Origin of the sequence: Janthinobacterium sp. SUN206 (genome assembly GCF_030587305.1) — a bacterium.
Classification (GTDB): Bacteria; Pseudomonadota; Gammaproteobacteria; order Burkholderiales; family Burkholderiaceae_D; genus Janthinobacterium; species Janthinobacterium kumbetense.
Genome location: NZ_JAPWIB010000001.1, coordinates 1944814 through 1960820, shown reverse-complemented (window position 1 = coordinate 1960820; position 16007 = coordinate 1944814). Strand labels below are relative to the sequence as shown.

Below are 16007 nucleotides of genomic sequence, written 5' to 3'. Positions count from 1 at the left end.
GGGAATCTTCATGTGGTCAAGCGCCCCGTCGCGGTTGCCGTCAGCTGCTGGTTTCTGGTCATCGGCTCGCTGTTGGCGCTGGTATCGGCTTTCCTCGGCCGCCACGACCCCGCCATGCTGGCCGCAATGGGGGACGGCGCGATTCCCGCCGAAGTGCAATACGCGATTTTGCTCTTCAGCCAGGGCATCACCCTGGTGGCGGCGCTGGCCATGCTGCAACGGCTGCGTGGCGCGCGCACGGTGTATCTGGTGTGGGGCGTGATCGACATTGCGCTCTGCCTGGCGACCTTGCCGGTCAAGATGGACGTCTTGCCTGGCGCGCTCATGTTCGCCGTCATCTGCGCCTTCCTGTACAGTCCGAAATCGAATGCCTGGTTTTCGCCACGCAAGGCGGCTAATGATGCCTGCATGACGCCAGCCTGAGCATGGCTGCCTGAACACGGCTATTTCCCTGCGCACGCCGTCGCGGCGTTTGCGCTACAATTCCGCCCTTCCTTTGCAGTTTCATATAGCTGCATCTGTTTCGGTATCTGCCGACCGCAACGCGCATTACCGCTATTTGATAGCACGCCAGGCTCGTTGAGGCGCTGCCTGCGCAACCCGAGGTACCCACATGACTGACCGTATGACCGCCGCCGTGCCTGTTTCAGGCCCTGCCGGCACTGCCATTTCCCGACGCTTTCCGCTGGCCGCCTTGCTGGCGCTGGCGATGACCAGCTTTATCGCCATCCTGGCCGAAACCTTGCCCGCCGGCTTGTTGCCGCAGATTTCGCAGGGCCTCGGCATTTCCGAAGTCATGACGGGTCAGCTCGTTACGGTGTTTGCGATCGGCTCCATCCTGACCGCCATCCCCCTGACCGCCATGACCAGCGGCTGGCGCCGCCGCAAGGTGCTGCTGCTGGCCGTCGGCGGCTTCCTGGTCTTTAATACCATGACGGCGCTGGCGCCCAATTACATGGTGGCGCTGGCTTCGCGCTTTCTGGCCGGCATGGCGGCCGGGCTGGCCTGGGGCTTGATGGCCGGCTATGCGCGCCGCATGGTCAGCGTGGAACAGCAGGGCAGGGCGATGGCCATCGCCATGATCGGCACGCCGCTGGCCCTGTCGCTGGGCGTGCCGCTGGGCACCCTGATGGGCGGCGTGCTGGGCTGGCGCAGCATCTTCGGCATCATGTCCGGCCTGGCCGTGGTGCTGGTTGCCTGGATACTGGTGGCCGTGCCCGATTATCCGGGGCAAAGGAATGGCGAACGCCTGTCGATCCGCCAGGTGTTCATGACGCCGGGCGTGCGGCCGATCTTGGCGGTGATCGTCGCCTGGATGCTGGCGCATAACATTCTGTATACCTATATCGCGCCGTTCCTGGCGCCGTCCGGCTTGCGTCCCCGCATCGACCTGGTGCTGCTCGTGTATGGCGTGGGCTCGCTGGCCGGCATCTGGCTGGTCAGCCAGTTGATCGACCGGTGGCTGCGCCCGCTCGTGCTGGGTTGCCTCGCCGCGTTGGCCTGCGTGGTGGTCGCGCTGGGCCTGGCGATGGACTCGCCGGCCGTCATCTATGTCAGCATGGCCATCTGGGGCGTCACCTTTGGCGGCGCCGGCACCTTGCTGCAGACGGCGTCGGCCGACGCGGCCGGCGACGGCATGGATGTGGCGCAGGCGATGGTGGCGACCATCTGGAACGTGGCCATCGCGGGCGGCGGCCTGGCGGGCGGCGTGCTGCTGGACGGCTATGGCGCGGCCTCGTTCCCCTGGGCCATGCTGGCCTTGCTGCTGGTGGCCTTGACCATCGCCTGGCGCGCGCGGCGTTACAGTTTCAAGCCGGGCCGGCGCAGCGGCGGCCCGGTGGCGGGCCACTAATAACATTGTTATTTTGAATGACGGTGTATTGAAATGTGAGCAGATGTGACTGGCAAGCACATTTTGTGACGATTTGTTAATTTGCGCCACAGGAATGAATGAGGCGTTAGAATCTACACAGTTTGACAAGTTTCTCAAGCGAAAGAGGTGGCAACAGCCACCCCTTTCGCGGGCTGTCAGCCATATTAACTACCTAGGAGTACCCCATGACCGTGATGAAATCCGTCCTTGTTGCCGCCGCAGCCACCGTTGCCCTGAGCGCACAAGCCCAATCCCTGCCGACCAACGGCACCCTGGTGGTCGTACCCGCGTTTGGCGAAGTCAAGCATGTCAATGACCAGGTGGTCGCTACCCTGGCCGTCGAAGAACAGGACAAGGACAAGGCAGCCGCCGCGTCGCGAGTCAACCAGAAGATGAACAAGGGTATCGCCATCGTCAAGCAGGCCGATCCTTCTGCCGCGCTGAAATCGTATGGCTATTACACCTATCCCGTGTATCCGGAAGAGCGCCCATTGCCAGCCGGCGCCGTGGCCAAGCCACGTTTGCCGACGGCCTGGCGCGTGGGCCAGTACCTGGAAGTGACGACGGCCAATCTGGCAACCCTGCCAAAAACCGTGTCGGCGGCGCAAGGCGTGCTGACCCTGAATGGCTTGAATTTCGGCCTGAAGCCGGAAACCATCCGCCTGCTGGACGATCAGCGCATCGCCGCCACGTATAAGAACCTGAACGAACGCGTGGCCGCCATCGCCAAGGCCATGGGCCGCAACGTTTCCGACGCCGTGCTCGATACGGTGGACTTCGAAGGTTCGGGCAACTATGTCACCGAAAACCGTGCTGCCGCCGCACCGATGATGATGCGCAGCGCCAAGATGGCCGAAGACAGCACCGTCGCCGAACCGAGCTTCGAGCCGGGCGAAACGACGCTCGACATGCGTGTCGTCGGCAAGGTCAAGTTCAAGTAAGTGCATTAGCGTGGAAACAATTCCGCGTTAGACTGTTTTAAAAATCATGGGGCTGTTGGCCCCATGGTCGTTTTTGCCCCATTATTTTTCAGGAGAACACCATGACCGTCATGAAAACCATGCTGGCCGCCGCTGCCGTTACCGCCGCCGCTACCGTTGCCATGGGCGCACAAGCCCAGGCCTTGCCCACTTCCGGCACCCTCGTGGTGGTGCCCGCCAACGGCGAAGTGGTGCATGCGAACGACCAGGTGACCGTCACCCTGGCCATCGAAGAGCAGGACAAGGACAAGGCCGCCGCCGCCTCGCGCGTGAACCAGAAGATGAACCAGGGCGCCGCCATCGTCAAGAAAGCCGATCCGCAAGCCGTGCTGAAGACCCAGGGCTACTACACGTATGCCGTGTACCCGGAAACGGCGCCGCTGCCGCCAGGCGTCGCCGCCAAGCCGCGCGTGCCGACGGGCTGGAGAGTGGGCCAATACCTGCAGGTCACGACGACCAACCTGGCCGCCTTGCCGAAAACCGTTTCCGCGGCGCAAGGCGTGCTGACCCTGAACCGCCTGAACTTCGGCCTGGCGCCCGCCACCATCCGCAAGCTCGACGACCAGCGCATCGCCGCCGCGTACAAGAACCTGAACGAACGCGTGGCCGCCATCGCCGGCGCCATGGGCCGCAACGTCAATGACGCCGTGATCGACACCATCGATTTCGAAGGCTCGGGCAATTACGCGCAGCGCGTCAGCGTGGCCGGCGCGCGCAACATGAGTGCCGACGCCATGGGCTATGGCGGCAACCAAGTGGCCGAACCGAGCTTCGAGCCAGGCGAAACGACCCTCAACATGGGCCTGGTGGCGAAGGTCAAGTTCAAATAAGGCTAGCTTCGGGATCAATATTGTCAGCTTGACGCCGCCACGCTTTTCTTTGGCGGCAGCTCCTCTATAATGGCAATATCGGCGGGCGCATGGCGAGACAGTCATGCGCCTGCCATCTGGCACCGATTCCCCCGCAGTACACAAGATATGGAACAACATGGCAAACTTCCCCCGTCGTAGAGGCAAGAACGGCACCCCCGCAGCATCCAAAGCGTCCCGCTTCAGCAAATTCGTGCGCCAGCCGGTGACCGATGGCACTGGCAAGAAAACCTTGCGCCGCCGCGGCATCTATCTGTTGCCGAACGCCTTCACGACGGCAGCCCTGTTTTGCGGTTTCTACGCCATCGTCATGGCCATGAACCAGAAATTCGAACACGCGGCCTGGGCCATCTTCATCGCCATGATCCTCGACGGCCTCGACGGCCGCATCGCGCGCCTGACGAATACGCAGAGCGAATTCGGCGCCCAGTACGACAGCCTGTCCGACATGGTGTCCTTCGGCGCCGCGCCCGCGCTGGTGATCTACGAATGGTCGCTGCGCGGCATGGGCAAGCTGGGCTGGCTGGCCGCCTTCGTGTATTGTGCCGGCGCCGCCTTGCGTCTGGCCCGTTTCAACACGAATATCGCCGTGGTCGACAAGCGCTTCTTCCAGGGCTTGCCCAGCCCGGCGGCCGCCGCCATGGTGGCCGGCTTCATCCTGTTGATGAACGACCTGGAATTTGCCGGCAACCAGCTGGCCTGGGTGTCGTGGGCGATCGCCCTGTTTTCCGGCCTGACCATGGTCACCAACGTGCCGTTCTACAGCTTCAAGGATGTGAATTTCCGCAAGTCCGTGCCCTTCATCGTGGTATTCCTGCTGGCATTGTTCTTTGCGCTCATCTCCATCGACCCGCCGAAAGTGCTGTTCCCGATTTTCGTCGCCTATGGCCTGTCCGGCTACGCCGTGTTCTTCTGGCGCATGGCGAAGGGCAAGCCCGTCAGCATTATCCAGACCGACCCCGAGCATTGATGCGCTGAGTCGGTAGCGTCGCCAGTCTTCAGCCAGCCAGGAGCAGCCATGAGCACCAGCAACCGACTCATCATTTTTGACACCACCTTGCGCGACGGCGAGCAATCGCCGGGCGCCTCCATGACGCGCGAGGAAAAGCTGCGCATCGCCAAGCAGCTCGAGCGCCTGAAGGTCGACGTGATCGAAGCGGGCTTCGCCGCCGCCTCGCAAGGCGACTTCGAGTCGATACGGGCGATAGCCGGCGCCGTGCGCGAATCGACCATCTGCTCGCTGTCGCGCGCCAACGACCGCGACATTGCCCGCGCCGCCGAAGCGCTGGCGCCGGCCGAGCGCAAGCGCATCCACACTTTCATTGCCACGTCGCCCCTGCACATGCAGATGAAGCTGCGCATGACGCCAGAGCAAGTGCTTACGCAAGCGCAAAACGCCGTGCGCTACGCGCGCCAGTTCACGGACGACATCGAATTCAGCCCCGAAGACGGCAGCCGCTCCGACGAGGATTTCCTATGTCGCGTGCTGGAAGCCGTGATTGCCGAGGGTGCCACCACCATCAATTTCCCCGATACGGTGGGCTACGCCGTGCCGGAAATCTTTGGCGCCACCATCAAACGCTTGCGCGAACGCATCCCGAACTCAGATAAAGCCATCTGGTCTGTCCATTGTCATAACGACCTGGGCCTGGCTGTGGCCAATTCGCTGGCCGGCGTCATGATAGGCGGCGCGCGGCAAATCGAATGCACGATCAATGGCCTGGGCGAGCGGGCCGGCAACACGGCGCTGGAAGAAGTGGTGATGGCGCTGCGCACGCGCGCCGCCTATTACAACTTGACGGTGGGTATCGACACGACGCAGATCGTGGCAGCATCCAAGATGGTGTCGCAAATCACGGGCTTTGCCGTGCAGCCGAACAAGGCCGTCGTCGGCGCGAACGCCTTTGCGCACGCGTCCGGCATTCACCAGGACGGCATCTTGAAGGCGCGCGAGACGTATGAAATCATGCGCGCCGAAGACGTGGGCTGGACGGCCAACAAGATCGTGCTGGGAAAATTGTCGGGCCGCAACGCCTTCAAGCAGCGGCTGCACGAGCTGGGCATCGCGCTGGAATCGGAAGCGGACATCAATGCCGCCTTCATCCGCTTCAAGGAGCTGGCGGACCGGAAATCCGAAATCTTCGACGAAGACATCATGGCCCTCGTCAGCGAGGAACAGCAGGCGCAGGAAAGTGAGCACTACCGTTTCATTTCACTGACGCAGCAGTCGACGACGGGCGCCGTGCCGCATGCGCGCGTGGAATTCCTCGTCGGCGGCAAGCAGCTGAGCTGCGAAGGGCGGGGCGACGGCCCCGTCGACGCCACCGTCAACGCCATCGAAAGCGCGGCCGCCAGCGGCGCGGAGCTGGTCTTGTTCTCCGTCAATGCCATCAGCACGGGCACGCAGTCGCAGGGCGAAGTCACCATGCGATTGTCGCGCGACGGGCGCATCGTCAACGGCGTGGGCGCCGACCCGGACATCATCGTCGCATCGGCCAAGGCGTATCTGTCGGCGCTGAATAAACTGCATGCCAAGGATGAGCGCATCGACCCGCAGCCGTAAGTCGGGGGTCAGACCCGCCGGGTCTGACCCCAGAATTTGATGCTCACCGTACCAGAGTACGGTTGCGCTTCTTAGCTACCTCTCTCTTCCGCTCGCTACGGTGTTATCAGGCGTTGTTGCACAGGTAATGAATCAGCGGAAGAAGCGCCGCTCTTCCTTGGCCGGATCGGGGCCGTTCATCATCATGCGCACGATGCCGTCGTGGTCGAAGTGCACGTGCATCATGGAATCCCACACGCCCGATTCCTTGTAGCGGTAGGACCAGACGTGCAGTTTCGGCAGCGACAGATACGACGTTTCCGTCGGGCGGCCCAGGGTGTGCAGCACGTCTTGCTGGGTCGATACGCCCACCTTGATGCGGGCAAAGCCCGGCGTGTCGAGCACTTGCTCGTAGGAAATGAGCTTGTCGTCGGGGCCGAAACGGGCCATATACGTGTACTGGCCGTACGGGCCCGTCGCGTATTCCAGTTCCGCGCCCGTGGGCAGCTGGTAGATGTTGCTTGGCCGGCCCAGGCGCGCTTCCACGGCGGCGCGCGGTTCGCCCGGTTGCGGCGGCGGGACGTTCCAGCTGGCGCAGCCGGCCAGGACGGCAAACAGCATGGGTGTTGCTAATTTGAGCAGATTTTTCATGTTTGACCTCCTGAAATGCAGGAAAACCCTATCATGCACCGAGAAAAGCGCGCACGGCAGGATACAGGCGGGCATTTTTCCGATATACTTGCGCGTCTGGTTGGCAGCATAGGCCAGTATTTTAATAATCGTAGTTCACGGTGGATAGGGTTCAGACTCTGTGCACCGCATGTGAAAGGTTTATCATGACAGTAGAAAACATCAACAAAGCCGCTATCATCGCGGACAACGCACGTGGTCAAAACGACACCGGCTCCCCTGAAGTGCAAGTTGCACTGCTGACAGCTCGTATCAACGAACTGAACGGCCACTTCAAAGCCCACTCGAAAGATCACCACTCCCGCCGCGGCCTGATCATGATGGTCAACCGTCGTAAGAGCCTGTTGTCCTACCTGAAGGCTAAAGACGCTACCCGTTATCGCGACCTGATCGCTAAACTTGGTCTGCGCAAGTAATTTTTGCCGTACAAGGTTTATACAGAAATGCCTGCGCCAGTTCGCTGACGCGGGCATTTTGTCATTTGAATTCCGGATTTATGTCGAGAAGTACAGTATTCTCTACCGATATCATGTTTTAAAAGTAAAGTAGCAAAGGTGGCAACAAGTAAAGGCAGCATTTTTACGCCGCCTGTGGTGAGGTGAACGACAGCCCCTGAAAATCTGTCGGCAATTAGAAAAGGGATACCCCATGTTTAACAAAGTTACGAAAACCTTCCAGTACGGTCAACACCAAGTGACCCTGGAAACCGGCGAAATCGCACGTCAGGCATCCGGCGCAGTGCTGGTGTCGATCGAAGATACCGTCGTTCTGGCAACGGTGGTGGCACGCAAAGATGCCAAGCCAGGCCAGGATTTCTTCCCTTTGACGGTTGATTATGTTGAAAAAACCTATGCTGCCGGTAAAATTCCGGGCGGTTTTTTCAAGCGCGAAGGCCGTCCTTCCGAAAAAGAAACACTGACATCCCGTTTGATCGACCGTCCTATCCGTCCGCTGTTCCCGGAAGGCTACCTGAATGAAGTGCAAGTCATCATTCACGTGTTGTCGGTCAACCCTGAAATCGATCCGGACATCGCCGCCATGATCGGCGCATCGGCTGCCCTGTGCGTATCGGGCGTGCCTTTCAACGGTCCTATCGGCGCCGCGCGCGTCGGTTACGCCAATGGCCAGTACATCCTGAACCCGACCGTCCAGCAACTGAAAACGTCGGAAATGGACCTGGTGGTCGCCGGTACCGAAACGGCCGTGCTGATGGTCGAATCGGAAGCGAAACAGCTGTCCGAAGAAATCATGCTGGGCGCCGTGGTCTTCGGCCACGACCAGATGAAAGTCGTCATCGACGCGATTCACGACCTGGTGCGTGACGGCGGCAAGCCGGAAGTGGAATGGGCGCCTGCGCCGAAAAACGAAGCACTGATCGCCCGCGTCGCGCATTTCGCCAACGCCAAGATCAATGACGCGTATCAAACCAAGGACAAGCAAGAGCGTACGGCCAAGCTGAAAGCGGCGACGTCGGAAGTGATCGCCGACCTGTCGGCCGAAGCGGCTGCCGCCGGCGGCGCGGCTATCGACAGCGCTGAAGTCAACAACATCCTGTTCGACATCGAAGCGAAGATCGTGCGTACGCAAATCCTGGACGGCGAGCCACGCATCGACGGCCGCGACACGCGCACCGTGCGTCCGATCTCGATCCGCACCAGCGTGCTGCCGCGCACCCACGGTTCGGCCCTGTTCACGCGCGGCGAAACGCAAGCGCTGGTCGTCGCCACCCTGGGCACCGCCCGCGACAGCCAGAAGATCGATGCGCTGATGGGCGAGTTCACCGATTCGTTCATGCTGCATTACAACATGCCTCCGTTCGCCACCGGCGAAACGGGCCGTGTCGGTACGCCAAAACGCCGCGAAATCGGCCACGGCCGCCTGGCCAAGCGCGCGCTGATCGCCGCCCTGCCAGCAGCTGAAGAGTTCAGCTACTCGGTGCGCCTGGTATCGGAAATCACGGAATCGAACGGTTCCTCGTCGATGGCTTCCGTGTGCGGCGGCTGCCTGGCACTGATGGACGCCGGCGTGCCGATGAAGGAACACGTGGCCGGTATCGCCATGGGCCTGATCAAGGAAGGCGGCAAGTTTGCCGTGCTGTCCGACATCCTGGGCGACGAAGATCACCTGGGCGACATGGACTTCAAGGTAGCCGGTACCCGCAACGGTATCACGGCGCTGCAGATGGACATCAAGATCATGGGCATCACCAAGGAAATCATGCAAGTGGCACTGGCGCAAGCCAAGGAAGGCCGCGAGCACATCCTGGGCGAAATGCAAAAAGCCATGCCGCACGTCAAAACCGAACTGTCCGATTTCGCACCGCGTCTGATCACGATCAAGATCAACCCGGAAAAAATCCGTGACGTGATCGGCAAGGGCGGCGCCGTGATCCGCGCGCTGACCGAAGAGACGGGCACCCAGATCGACATCAGCGACGAAGGCGTGGTCACCATCGCTTCCGTCGACGCCGCTGCCGGCCAGGAAGCCAAGCGCCGCATCGAAGAACTGACCGCTTCCGTCGAAGTGGGCAAGACCTACGAAGGCACCGTGCTGAAACTGCTGGACTTCGGCGCCATCGTGCAAGTCATGCCAGGCAAGGACGGCTTGCTGCACATCTCGCAGATCGCCAACGAGCGCGTCAACGCCGTGGCCGATTACCTGAAAGAAGGTCAGCTGGTGCGCGTCAAAGTGCTGGAAACGGATGACCGCGGCCGTTTGAAACTGTCGATGAAAGCTGCCGAAGGCAACGAAGCGCCAGCCGCTTGATGTCCTTCAGGTTCGCCTGAGTGCGGCTTCGGCCGCATGCTCAAAAACCGCCGGCGCGCAAGCCCTGGCGGTTTTTTTATGCGCCGCGTTTGCGCTGTATCGAAGGCGTGTGCCGCGTTGCCCGCCTGTCTGCACCGGCCTTGATCCAGCGCGTATCGGCCGCCGCTGCTCTCTGTAGATTCGGCATGGGATCTTCCCCTGAACGAGTCTTCCAAGGAGATGCAGCATGCGCACATTCTGCGGGCTGGCCGCCGCCTTTCTGCTTGCCGTCGCGCCCGGTGTCCGGGCGCAGCTGGACAGCGCACCGACGCCGGTGCCGTTACCCATCCCTATCGCCGCCGCATCCGCGGCCATGCCGGTGCAAGACCTCGACGCCTTGCGCGCCGTGCATGCGCGCGAAATCAATGACCTCAGCACCTTCAGGACGGCGGGCTTGCAGCGCGAAGCCATCGATCCCTACCTGGACAGCGCGCCGGGCCAGCAATTTCTGCGCGAACTGCGCGCCGCCGATCCTGCCGCCCCGGCCGAGACGATTTACGCGCGCGCGGTCGAGCAGCTCGCCTCCGGCAGCACCTTGCCCGATGTGCAAGCCATGTCGGCCGCGCTGGTGAAGATCGTGCCGCATGGCCAGAATGTGTCGCCGTACTCGCCGTATTTCACCACCAGCGCGCAATTGCAGCTGGCTTCGGGCCAGTGCGCCAGCCTGGCCGACTGTTTCGGCTTGCCCTTGAAGAGCGAGGCGCCGCTGTATGATGTGTATCAGGTCATGCCCAAGGGTACCGTCAGCGTGTTCGTCAGCCAGGTGGCGCCGACGGAAGAGCTGGGCGGGCTGGTGCGGCGCCGTGGCGGGGCGCAGCAGTATCTGCTGCCCAACCGCAGCCTGTGGTCGGCCCCCGTGCTGATCGGCACGATCAAGAATTGAGGAGAGATGATGGATCAACCGCGCCTGCAAGCCCATGCCGCCGAACTGGAACAGTTGTTGACGCGCCTGGCGCCCGCCGATGGAGAAGTGGCCGACCTGCGCAGCGCGCTGGAGCCGCTGCTGGCCCTGGCGGGCAGCGGCGCCTTGACGACGCCCCTGCCGTGGGGCGATATCCCCGGCGGGCGTTATTTCACGGAAGGCGGCTTGCGCCGTTACCCCGAGCTGGAGCAGGCATTCGCCCGTTTCCGCATCGAGGCGACGGGCGGCGAATCGCCGGCCCTGCGCAAGCTGCGCGGCGAGATCTGATTAATATATGGTATCAATTGTTGTTTATGGGTAATTGACTGTCAGTATTGCTTGACGACAAAATCTTATTCCCTGACCATGGCGCATCCCTCCCGATTTTCTCTTTTTTATTGGATGCACCATGTTGTCCTCCCTTAAGGCGCGGCTGATCGCCATCGCCGTTTCCATCGTCGTGCTGGCCATGCTGGCCGTCGCCATCGCCAACTTTTTCACTACCCGCTCCAGCACCCTGGCCGCGCTCGACACGCAGATGCTGCAGTTGTCGCACAGCCATGCCGCGGCCATCGCCGAATGGCTGCGCTCCAAGCAAGCCGTCGTGGGCTCGCTCAAGCAGGGCGCCACGGCGGCCGATCCGCTGCCGGCCCTGAAGGCGGCCGAGCAGGCCGGCACCTTTGACATGGCGTATATCGGCTTTGCCGACAAGCACGCCGTCTTTTCGCAGGAGCGCAAGCGCGCCGCCGACTACGATCCCACGGCGCGGCCCTGGTACAAGCTGGCGTCCGAAGTGGGCGGCCCCATCATCACGGCGCCCTACATCGGGGCCAGCACGGGCAAGCTTGTGGTGACGTTTGCCGAGCCGCTGGGCGGCAAGGGCAGCGTGACGGGCGTGATGGCGGCCGACGTGATGATGGATGCGGTGGTGCAGAACGTCGCCTCGATCAAGCCGACGGCGTCCAGCTATGCCTTCCTCGTCGATGGCGGCGGCAAGATCATCGCCCACCCGGACGGCAAGCTGACCCTGAAGCCGCTGGCCGAGCTGGACCCGGGCCTCAGTGCGCAGGCGCTGGCCGACATCGAAAAGAGCGGTGACGGCGCCGCCATCCGCCTGGGCGAACGCAATGGCATCTTGCATGTGAGTAAGGTGCCGGGCAGCGACTGGCTGCTGGCGACCGTGCTTGACCGTGCAGAAGCGACGCAAGCCTTGAGCTCCATGCTGCGCGCCTCGGCCTTGACGGCCTTGCTGGTGCTGGCCCTGGCCGCCACGGTCTTGAGCGTGCTGGTGGCGCGCGCCCTGCGCCGCCTGGGCCTGGTGCGCGACGCGATGGAAGCGATCGCCACGGGCGACGGCGACCTGACCAGCCGCCTGGATGCGGAAGGCACGGACGAGCTGGCGCAGATCGCCAAGGCGTTCAACTTGTTCGTCGAAAAGATCGCCACCGTGCTGGTGCAGATCCGCAGCATCAGCACCCTGGTGCGCAGCGAGTCGGCCGATATTGCCGCAGGTAATGCCGACCTGTCCTCGCGCACGGAAGCACAGGCGGGCGCGCTGGAAGAAACGGCCAGTTCGATGGATGAGCTGACGTCGACCGTCAAGCAGAATGCGGAAAACGCGCATGCGGCCAATGAGCTGGCCGTGTCCGCCTCGGAAGTGGCGGCCAAGGGCGGCCGCGTGGTGCAGCAAGTGGTCGGCACCATGGCCGGCATCCAGGAAAGCTCGCGCAAGATCGTCGACATCATCGGCGTGATCGACGGCATCGCCTTCCAGACGAATATCCTGGCCCTGAACGCGGCCGTCGAGGCGGCGCGCGCTGGCGAGCAGGGCAGGGGCTTTGCCGTGGTGGCGTCCGAAGTGCGCAACCTGGCGCAGCGGTCTGCCGGCGCGGCAAAGGAAATCAAGGAATTGATCGGCGATTCGGTGGAGAAGGTGGATGCGGGCGGGCGCCTCGTCGATGAGGCGGGTCAGACCATGGACCAGGTGGTGGCGTCGGTGCAGCAATTGACGACCATCATGAGCGAGATCACGGTGGCCAGCCGCGAACAGAGCGCCGGCATCGGCGAAATCAATACGGCCGTCACGCACATGGATACCATGACGCAGCAAAACGCGGCCCTCGTCGAGCAAGCCGCCGCTGCCGCGGAAAGCCTGCAGGAGCAAGCCGTGGACCTGGCGCAAGCCGTCGGCATGTTCCGCCTCGGTGATGCGGGTCCTGCCGCCGCGCCCGCGCCCGTGACCCGCCTCAAGGCGAAGCCGGCCGTTCGTGCTGCCGCGCCGCGCGCGCCAGCCCGCGCGCTGTCGCCGGCCAGGCCCGTCAAGGCGGCCAAGTCCGGCGCCGACGAGTGGGAAGAGTTTTAAGCACGCAGCAGTAAATCGACGTTCATCCGCGTTTTTGTCAGGCCAGCCTGCCAAAAGCGCAGTTCGTCGCAATCGGCGTGTCTGCCGGGGGCGGTATGGCTATAGTGACACCATACCGCAAGCCCACTGCCAGACACCCGAGGAGATTCAAATGAACGTCGCTAAAAACATGGAAGTCATCGCCGTTGCCGCCGCCATCCTGCTCGGCGCCAGCTGCTACGCCATCGCCCCGGCCGCCCCGGCCCTGCAAGTGGCCAGTTCCACGGCCACCCTGGCCGCGCCAGCGAACAAGGCGGCCATGCAAGTGGTGGTGGTCAAGGCCAAGCGCTTGACCGCCTTGGAAAAAGCCCGTTTTGCATAATTGATTGTCAGCAATTTTTGCTGCTGCTACAGTGGCAGCCAGCGGCGATGCGCGCGAGTCCCACGAGGGCGCCGCGACACATAAAAACAAGATACCGAGGATGCACTACATGAAAAAGACACTGCAATTGGCGCTGCTGTTCCTGGCGACTCTGGGCCTGGTGCGCGGCGCGGCCGCCGAGACCCGCTTGCTGGAAATGCGCAACATCGACGCCCGCGTGGTGCGCGTCAAGCTCGATGGCGTGATGGAAGTGCGCATTCGCCAGGGCAACGTGCCTTCGCTGAGCATCACGGCCGACAAGCGCTACATCGCCGATGTCAGCACGGCGCAAAGCGGCGATACCCTGCACATCGAAACGGAAGTGCGCGGCTTCAAGATCGGCCCTTCGTCGATCCGCGCCGACCTGGTCTTGCCGAATTTGCGCGAGCTGAGCTCGGAAGGCTTCGGCAGCACGGACATCACGGGTTTCAAGGGCGAGGAACTGACCCTGTCGCTGGAAGGGGCGGGCAGCATCAAGCTGGTGGGCGACTACCGCAAGCTCAATGCCAGCCTGGGCGGCGTGGGCAGCATGCAGATATGGATCGGTAACAATGAGCGGGCCGAGCTGGACTTGCAGGGGGCGGGCTCTGTCGTGCTGGGCGGACGCGGACGACTCTTGAAAGCCAGCCTGGGCGGCCTGGGCAGCCTGAATGCGCAGCAATTCGAAGCGGACGCCGTGAACCTGGAATTGAGCGGCCTCGGCAACGCCACGGTGAATGCCCATACGAATGCCAAGCTGAACTTGAGCGGGCTCGGTTCGGTGGTGGTGTACGGCAAGCCGGTCAACCGCGATGTCAGCGTCGAGGGCCTGGGCAAAGTTAGCTGGAAGTAAAAGCATCCTGCCGCAGGCCGTATTGGCAGGACAAGAATAAGTAGTCAGACCACATCCCATTCCGATGAAAAAACTGATCATTACATTACTCATGCTGTTGACGATACAGCTACCCGCGCGGGCTGGCTTCGCCGAAGGCGCCAGTGCCTACAACAACAAGAATTACGCCTTGGCCTACAAGGAAATATTGCCCCTTGCCAAGACCGGCAACGCCGATGCCCAGCATTTGCTGGGCTTGATGTATTACATGGGACGGGGCTTGCCGCAGGATTACAAGCAAGCCATGTTCTGGCACCGCAAGGCGGCCGAGCAGGGCAAGGCCGACGCCCAGTATGTGGTGGGTGCCATGTATTACACGGGCAACGCCGTGCTGCAGGATCATAGGCAAGCCGTGGGCTGGTTCCGCAAGGCGGCCGAGCAGAACCATGCCGAGGCACAGCAGGTGCTGGGCCTGATGTACCGCTACCACATGGGTGGCGTGCAGCAGGACAATGTCATCGCCTATATGTTGTGGAATCTGGCGGCCGCGAATGGCAACGCGAATGCGGCCGACCAGCGTGCCGCCGTGGTGCGCAAGATGACGCATGAGCAAGTCGAAGAGGGGCAAGCCCTGTCGGCGAAATGGAAGCCGGGCACGCCCTTGCCGCGCCAGTCGAAAACGGGCGCCGGTTAAGACGGGGCGGTGGTCTGCAGGGGAGGGCGGCTTGGCGTACAATCGCCGTTTTCCCTTGAGAGAGTCCCGCCATGCGTGCAGTTGCCATCAGCCAGCCAGGTCCCGCCGACGTTTTGCAGATCGCGGAACGTCCCATGCCGCAATATAAGGCGGGCGAACTGCTGATCAAGGTGCACGCGGCCGGTATCAACCGCCCCGACGTGCTGCAGCGCCTGGGCAAGTATGCGCCGCCCGCCGGCGCGTCCGACTTGCCGGGCCTGGAAGTGGCGGGCGAAGTCGTCGATGGCGATTTCACCAATACCGCGTTCAAGAAGGGCGACCTCGTCTGCGCCCTGGTGCAGGGCGGCGGCTATGCCGAATACTGCGCCGCCCCAAGCGGCCAGTGCCTGCCCTTGCCGCAAGGCTTGACGGCGCTGGAAGGCGCGTCCCTGCCGGAAAACTTCTTTACCGTCTGGAGCAATGTCTTCGACCGCTGCGCGCTGCTTGACGGCGAAACGTTACTGGTGCAGGGCGGCACGTCCGGCATCGGCGTGACGGCCATCCAGCTGGCGGCCGCCCTGGGGCATCGCGTGTTCGCCACGGCGGGCAGCGACGAGAAGGCGCGCGCCTGCGAGGCGCTGGGCGCCGAACGGGGTATCAACTACCGCACGGAAGATTTCGTCGCCGTCGTCAAGGAATTGACCGGTGGCAAAGGCGTCGACGTCATCCTCGACATGGTGGGCGGCGACTACCTGCCGCGCGAAATCGATTGCCTGGCCGACGATGGCCGCATCGGCCTGATCGCCGTGCAGGGCGGCACCAGGGCGGAACTGGACCTGGGTAGCTTGCTGCGCCGCCGCCTGACGGTGACGGGTTCCACCCTGCGTCCCCGTTCCATCGCCTTCAAGGCGGCCATCGCCGGCCATTTGCGCGCGACCGTCTGGCCGCTGATCGAGGCGGGCAAGATCAAGCCCGTGATCTATCAAACTTTCCCGTTGGAAAAAGCCAACGAGGCGCATGCCTTGATGGAGGCGAGCACGCACGTGGGCAAGATCATGTTGCAAGTTGCCTGAAACGGGGCACTGCCTGTTTGACCGGCAT

General features: G+C 62.7%; 16 protein-coding genes. 15 read left to right on the top strand and 1 reads right to left on the bottom strand.

Annotated elements, in window-relative coordinates; all coding sequences use genetic code 11:
- The first annotated feature begins 12 nt into the window (after positions 1–12).
- From O3300_RS08835 to O3300_RS08810, 6 genes are all read left to right on the top strand, one after another.
- Positions 13–423 carry a hypothetical protein gene (locus O3300_RS08835; protein ID WP_305052725.1) on the top strand — a complete coding sequence of 137 codons (411 nt, stop codon included), beginning with the start codon at positions 13–15 and terminating at the stop codon, positions 421–423.
- Positions 424–613: 190 nt separating this feature from the next.
- A complete protein-coding gene (locus O3300_RS08830; RefSeq protein WP_369812268.1) occupies positions 614–1852 on the top strand; it encodes an MFS transporter in 1239 nt (412 codons plus the stop codon).
- Positions 1853–2058: 206 nt separating this feature from the next.
- The gene (locus tag O3300_RS08825) at positions 2059–2814 is read left to right on the top strand and encodes an SIMPL domain-containing protein (protein WP_099388393.1); all 756 of its coding nucleotides are present in this window, start codon (positions 2059–2061) and stop codon (positions 2812–2814) included.
- 101 nt (positions 2815–2915) lie between these two features.
- Positions 2916–3683, top strand: a complete 768-nt coding sequence (locus tag O3300_RS08820) for an SIMPL domain-containing protein (RefSeq protein WP_305052724.1) — start codon at positions 2916–2918, stop codon at positions 3681–3683.
- Positions 3684–3840: 157 nt separating this feature from the next.
- Positions 3841–4692 (top strand): CDP-diacylglycerol--serine O-phosphatidyltransferase, encoded by an 852-nt coding sequence (gene pssA, locus O3300_RS08815; RefSeq protein WP_077407095.1) that lies wholly within the window; start codon positions 3841–3843, stop codon positions 4690–4692.
- Positions 4693–4740: 48 nt separating this feature from the next.
- Entirely contained in the window at positions 4741–6285 is a 1545-nt protein-coding gene (locus O3300_RS08810) for a 2-isopropylmalate synthase (RefSeq protein WP_289898465.1), read from the top strand.
- 132 nt (positions 6286–6417) lie between these two features.
- Here O3300_RS08810 and bamE read toward each other — a convergent pair whose 3' ends face one another.
- The gene (gene bamE / locus O3300_RS08805; protein WP_099667153.1) at positions 6418–6915 is read right to left on the bottom strand and encodes an outer membrane protein assembly factor BamE; all 498 of its coding nucleotides are present in this window, start codon (positions 6913–6915) and stop codon (positions 6418–6420) included.
- 185 nt (positions 6916–7100) lie between these two features.
- Here bamE and rpsO point away from each other — a divergent pair, with 185 nt between their 5' ends.
- The 9 genes from rpsO (at position 7101) to O3300_RS08760 (ending at position 15979) form a co-directional block, all read left to right on the top strand.
- Complete coding sequence (gene rpsO / locus O3300_RS08800; RefSeq protein ID WP_010399743.1) at positions 7101–7370, top strand: 30S ribosomal protein S15; 270 nt, start codon at positions 7101–7103, stop codon at positions 7368–7370.
- Between the two features lie 232 nt (positions 7371–7602).
- Complete coding sequence (pnp, locus tag O3300_RS08795; RefSeq protein ID WP_166447941.1) at positions 7603–9720, top strand: polyribonucleotide nucleotidyltransferase; 2118 nt, start codon at positions 7603–7605, stop codon at positions 9718–9720.
- A 226-nt stretch (positions 9721–9946) separates the two neighbouring features.
- Positions 9947–10642, top strand: a complete 696-nt coding sequence (locus tag O3300_RS08790) for a hypothetical protein (protein WP_305052723.1) — start codon at positions 9947–9949, stop codon at positions 10640–10642.
- Between the two features lie 6 nt (positions 10643–10648).
- Positions 10649–10948: a hypothetical protein gene (locus O3300_RS08785; RefSeq protein ID WP_305052722.1), complete on the top strand. Its 300-nt coding sequence runs from the start codon at positions 10649–10651 to the stop codon at positions 10946–10948.
- 121 nt (positions 10949–11069) lie between these two features.
- Positions 11070–13022 carry a methyl-accepting chemotaxis protein gene (locus O3300_RS08780; RefSeq protein ID WP_305052721.1) on the top strand — a complete coding sequence of 651 codons (1953 nt, stop codon included), beginning with the start codon at positions 11070–11072 and terminating at the stop codon, positions 13020–13022.
- 151 nt (positions 13023–13173) lie between these two features.
- Positions 13174–13383 carry a hypothetical protein gene (locus tag O3300_RS08775; RefSeq protein ID WP_099667156.1) on the top strand — a complete coding sequence of 70 codons (210 nt, stop codon included), beginning with the start codon at positions 13174–13176 and terminating at the stop codon, positions 13381–13383.
- Positions 13384–13492: 109 nt separating this feature from the next.
- Complete coding sequence (locus tag O3300_RS08770) at positions 13493–14254, top strand: GIN domain-containing protein (RefSeq protein WP_099388387.1); 762 nt, start codon at positions 13493–13495, stop codon at positions 14252–14254.
- Positions 14255–14318: 64 nt separating this feature from the next.
- Complete coding sequence (locus O3300_RS08765; RefSeq protein WP_305052720.1) at positions 14319–14927, top strand: tetratricopeptide repeat protein; 609 nt, start codon at positions 14319–14321, stop codon at positions 14925–14927.
- Positions 14928–14998: 71 nt separating this feature from the next.
- On the top strand, positions 14999–15979 hold the full coding sequence (locus O3300_RS08760) for an NAD(P)H-quinone oxidoreductase (protein ID WP_305052719.1): 981 nt from the start codon (positions 14999–15001) through the stop codon (positions 15977–15979).
- The last annotated feature ends 28 nt before the right edge of the window (positions 15980–16007 follow it).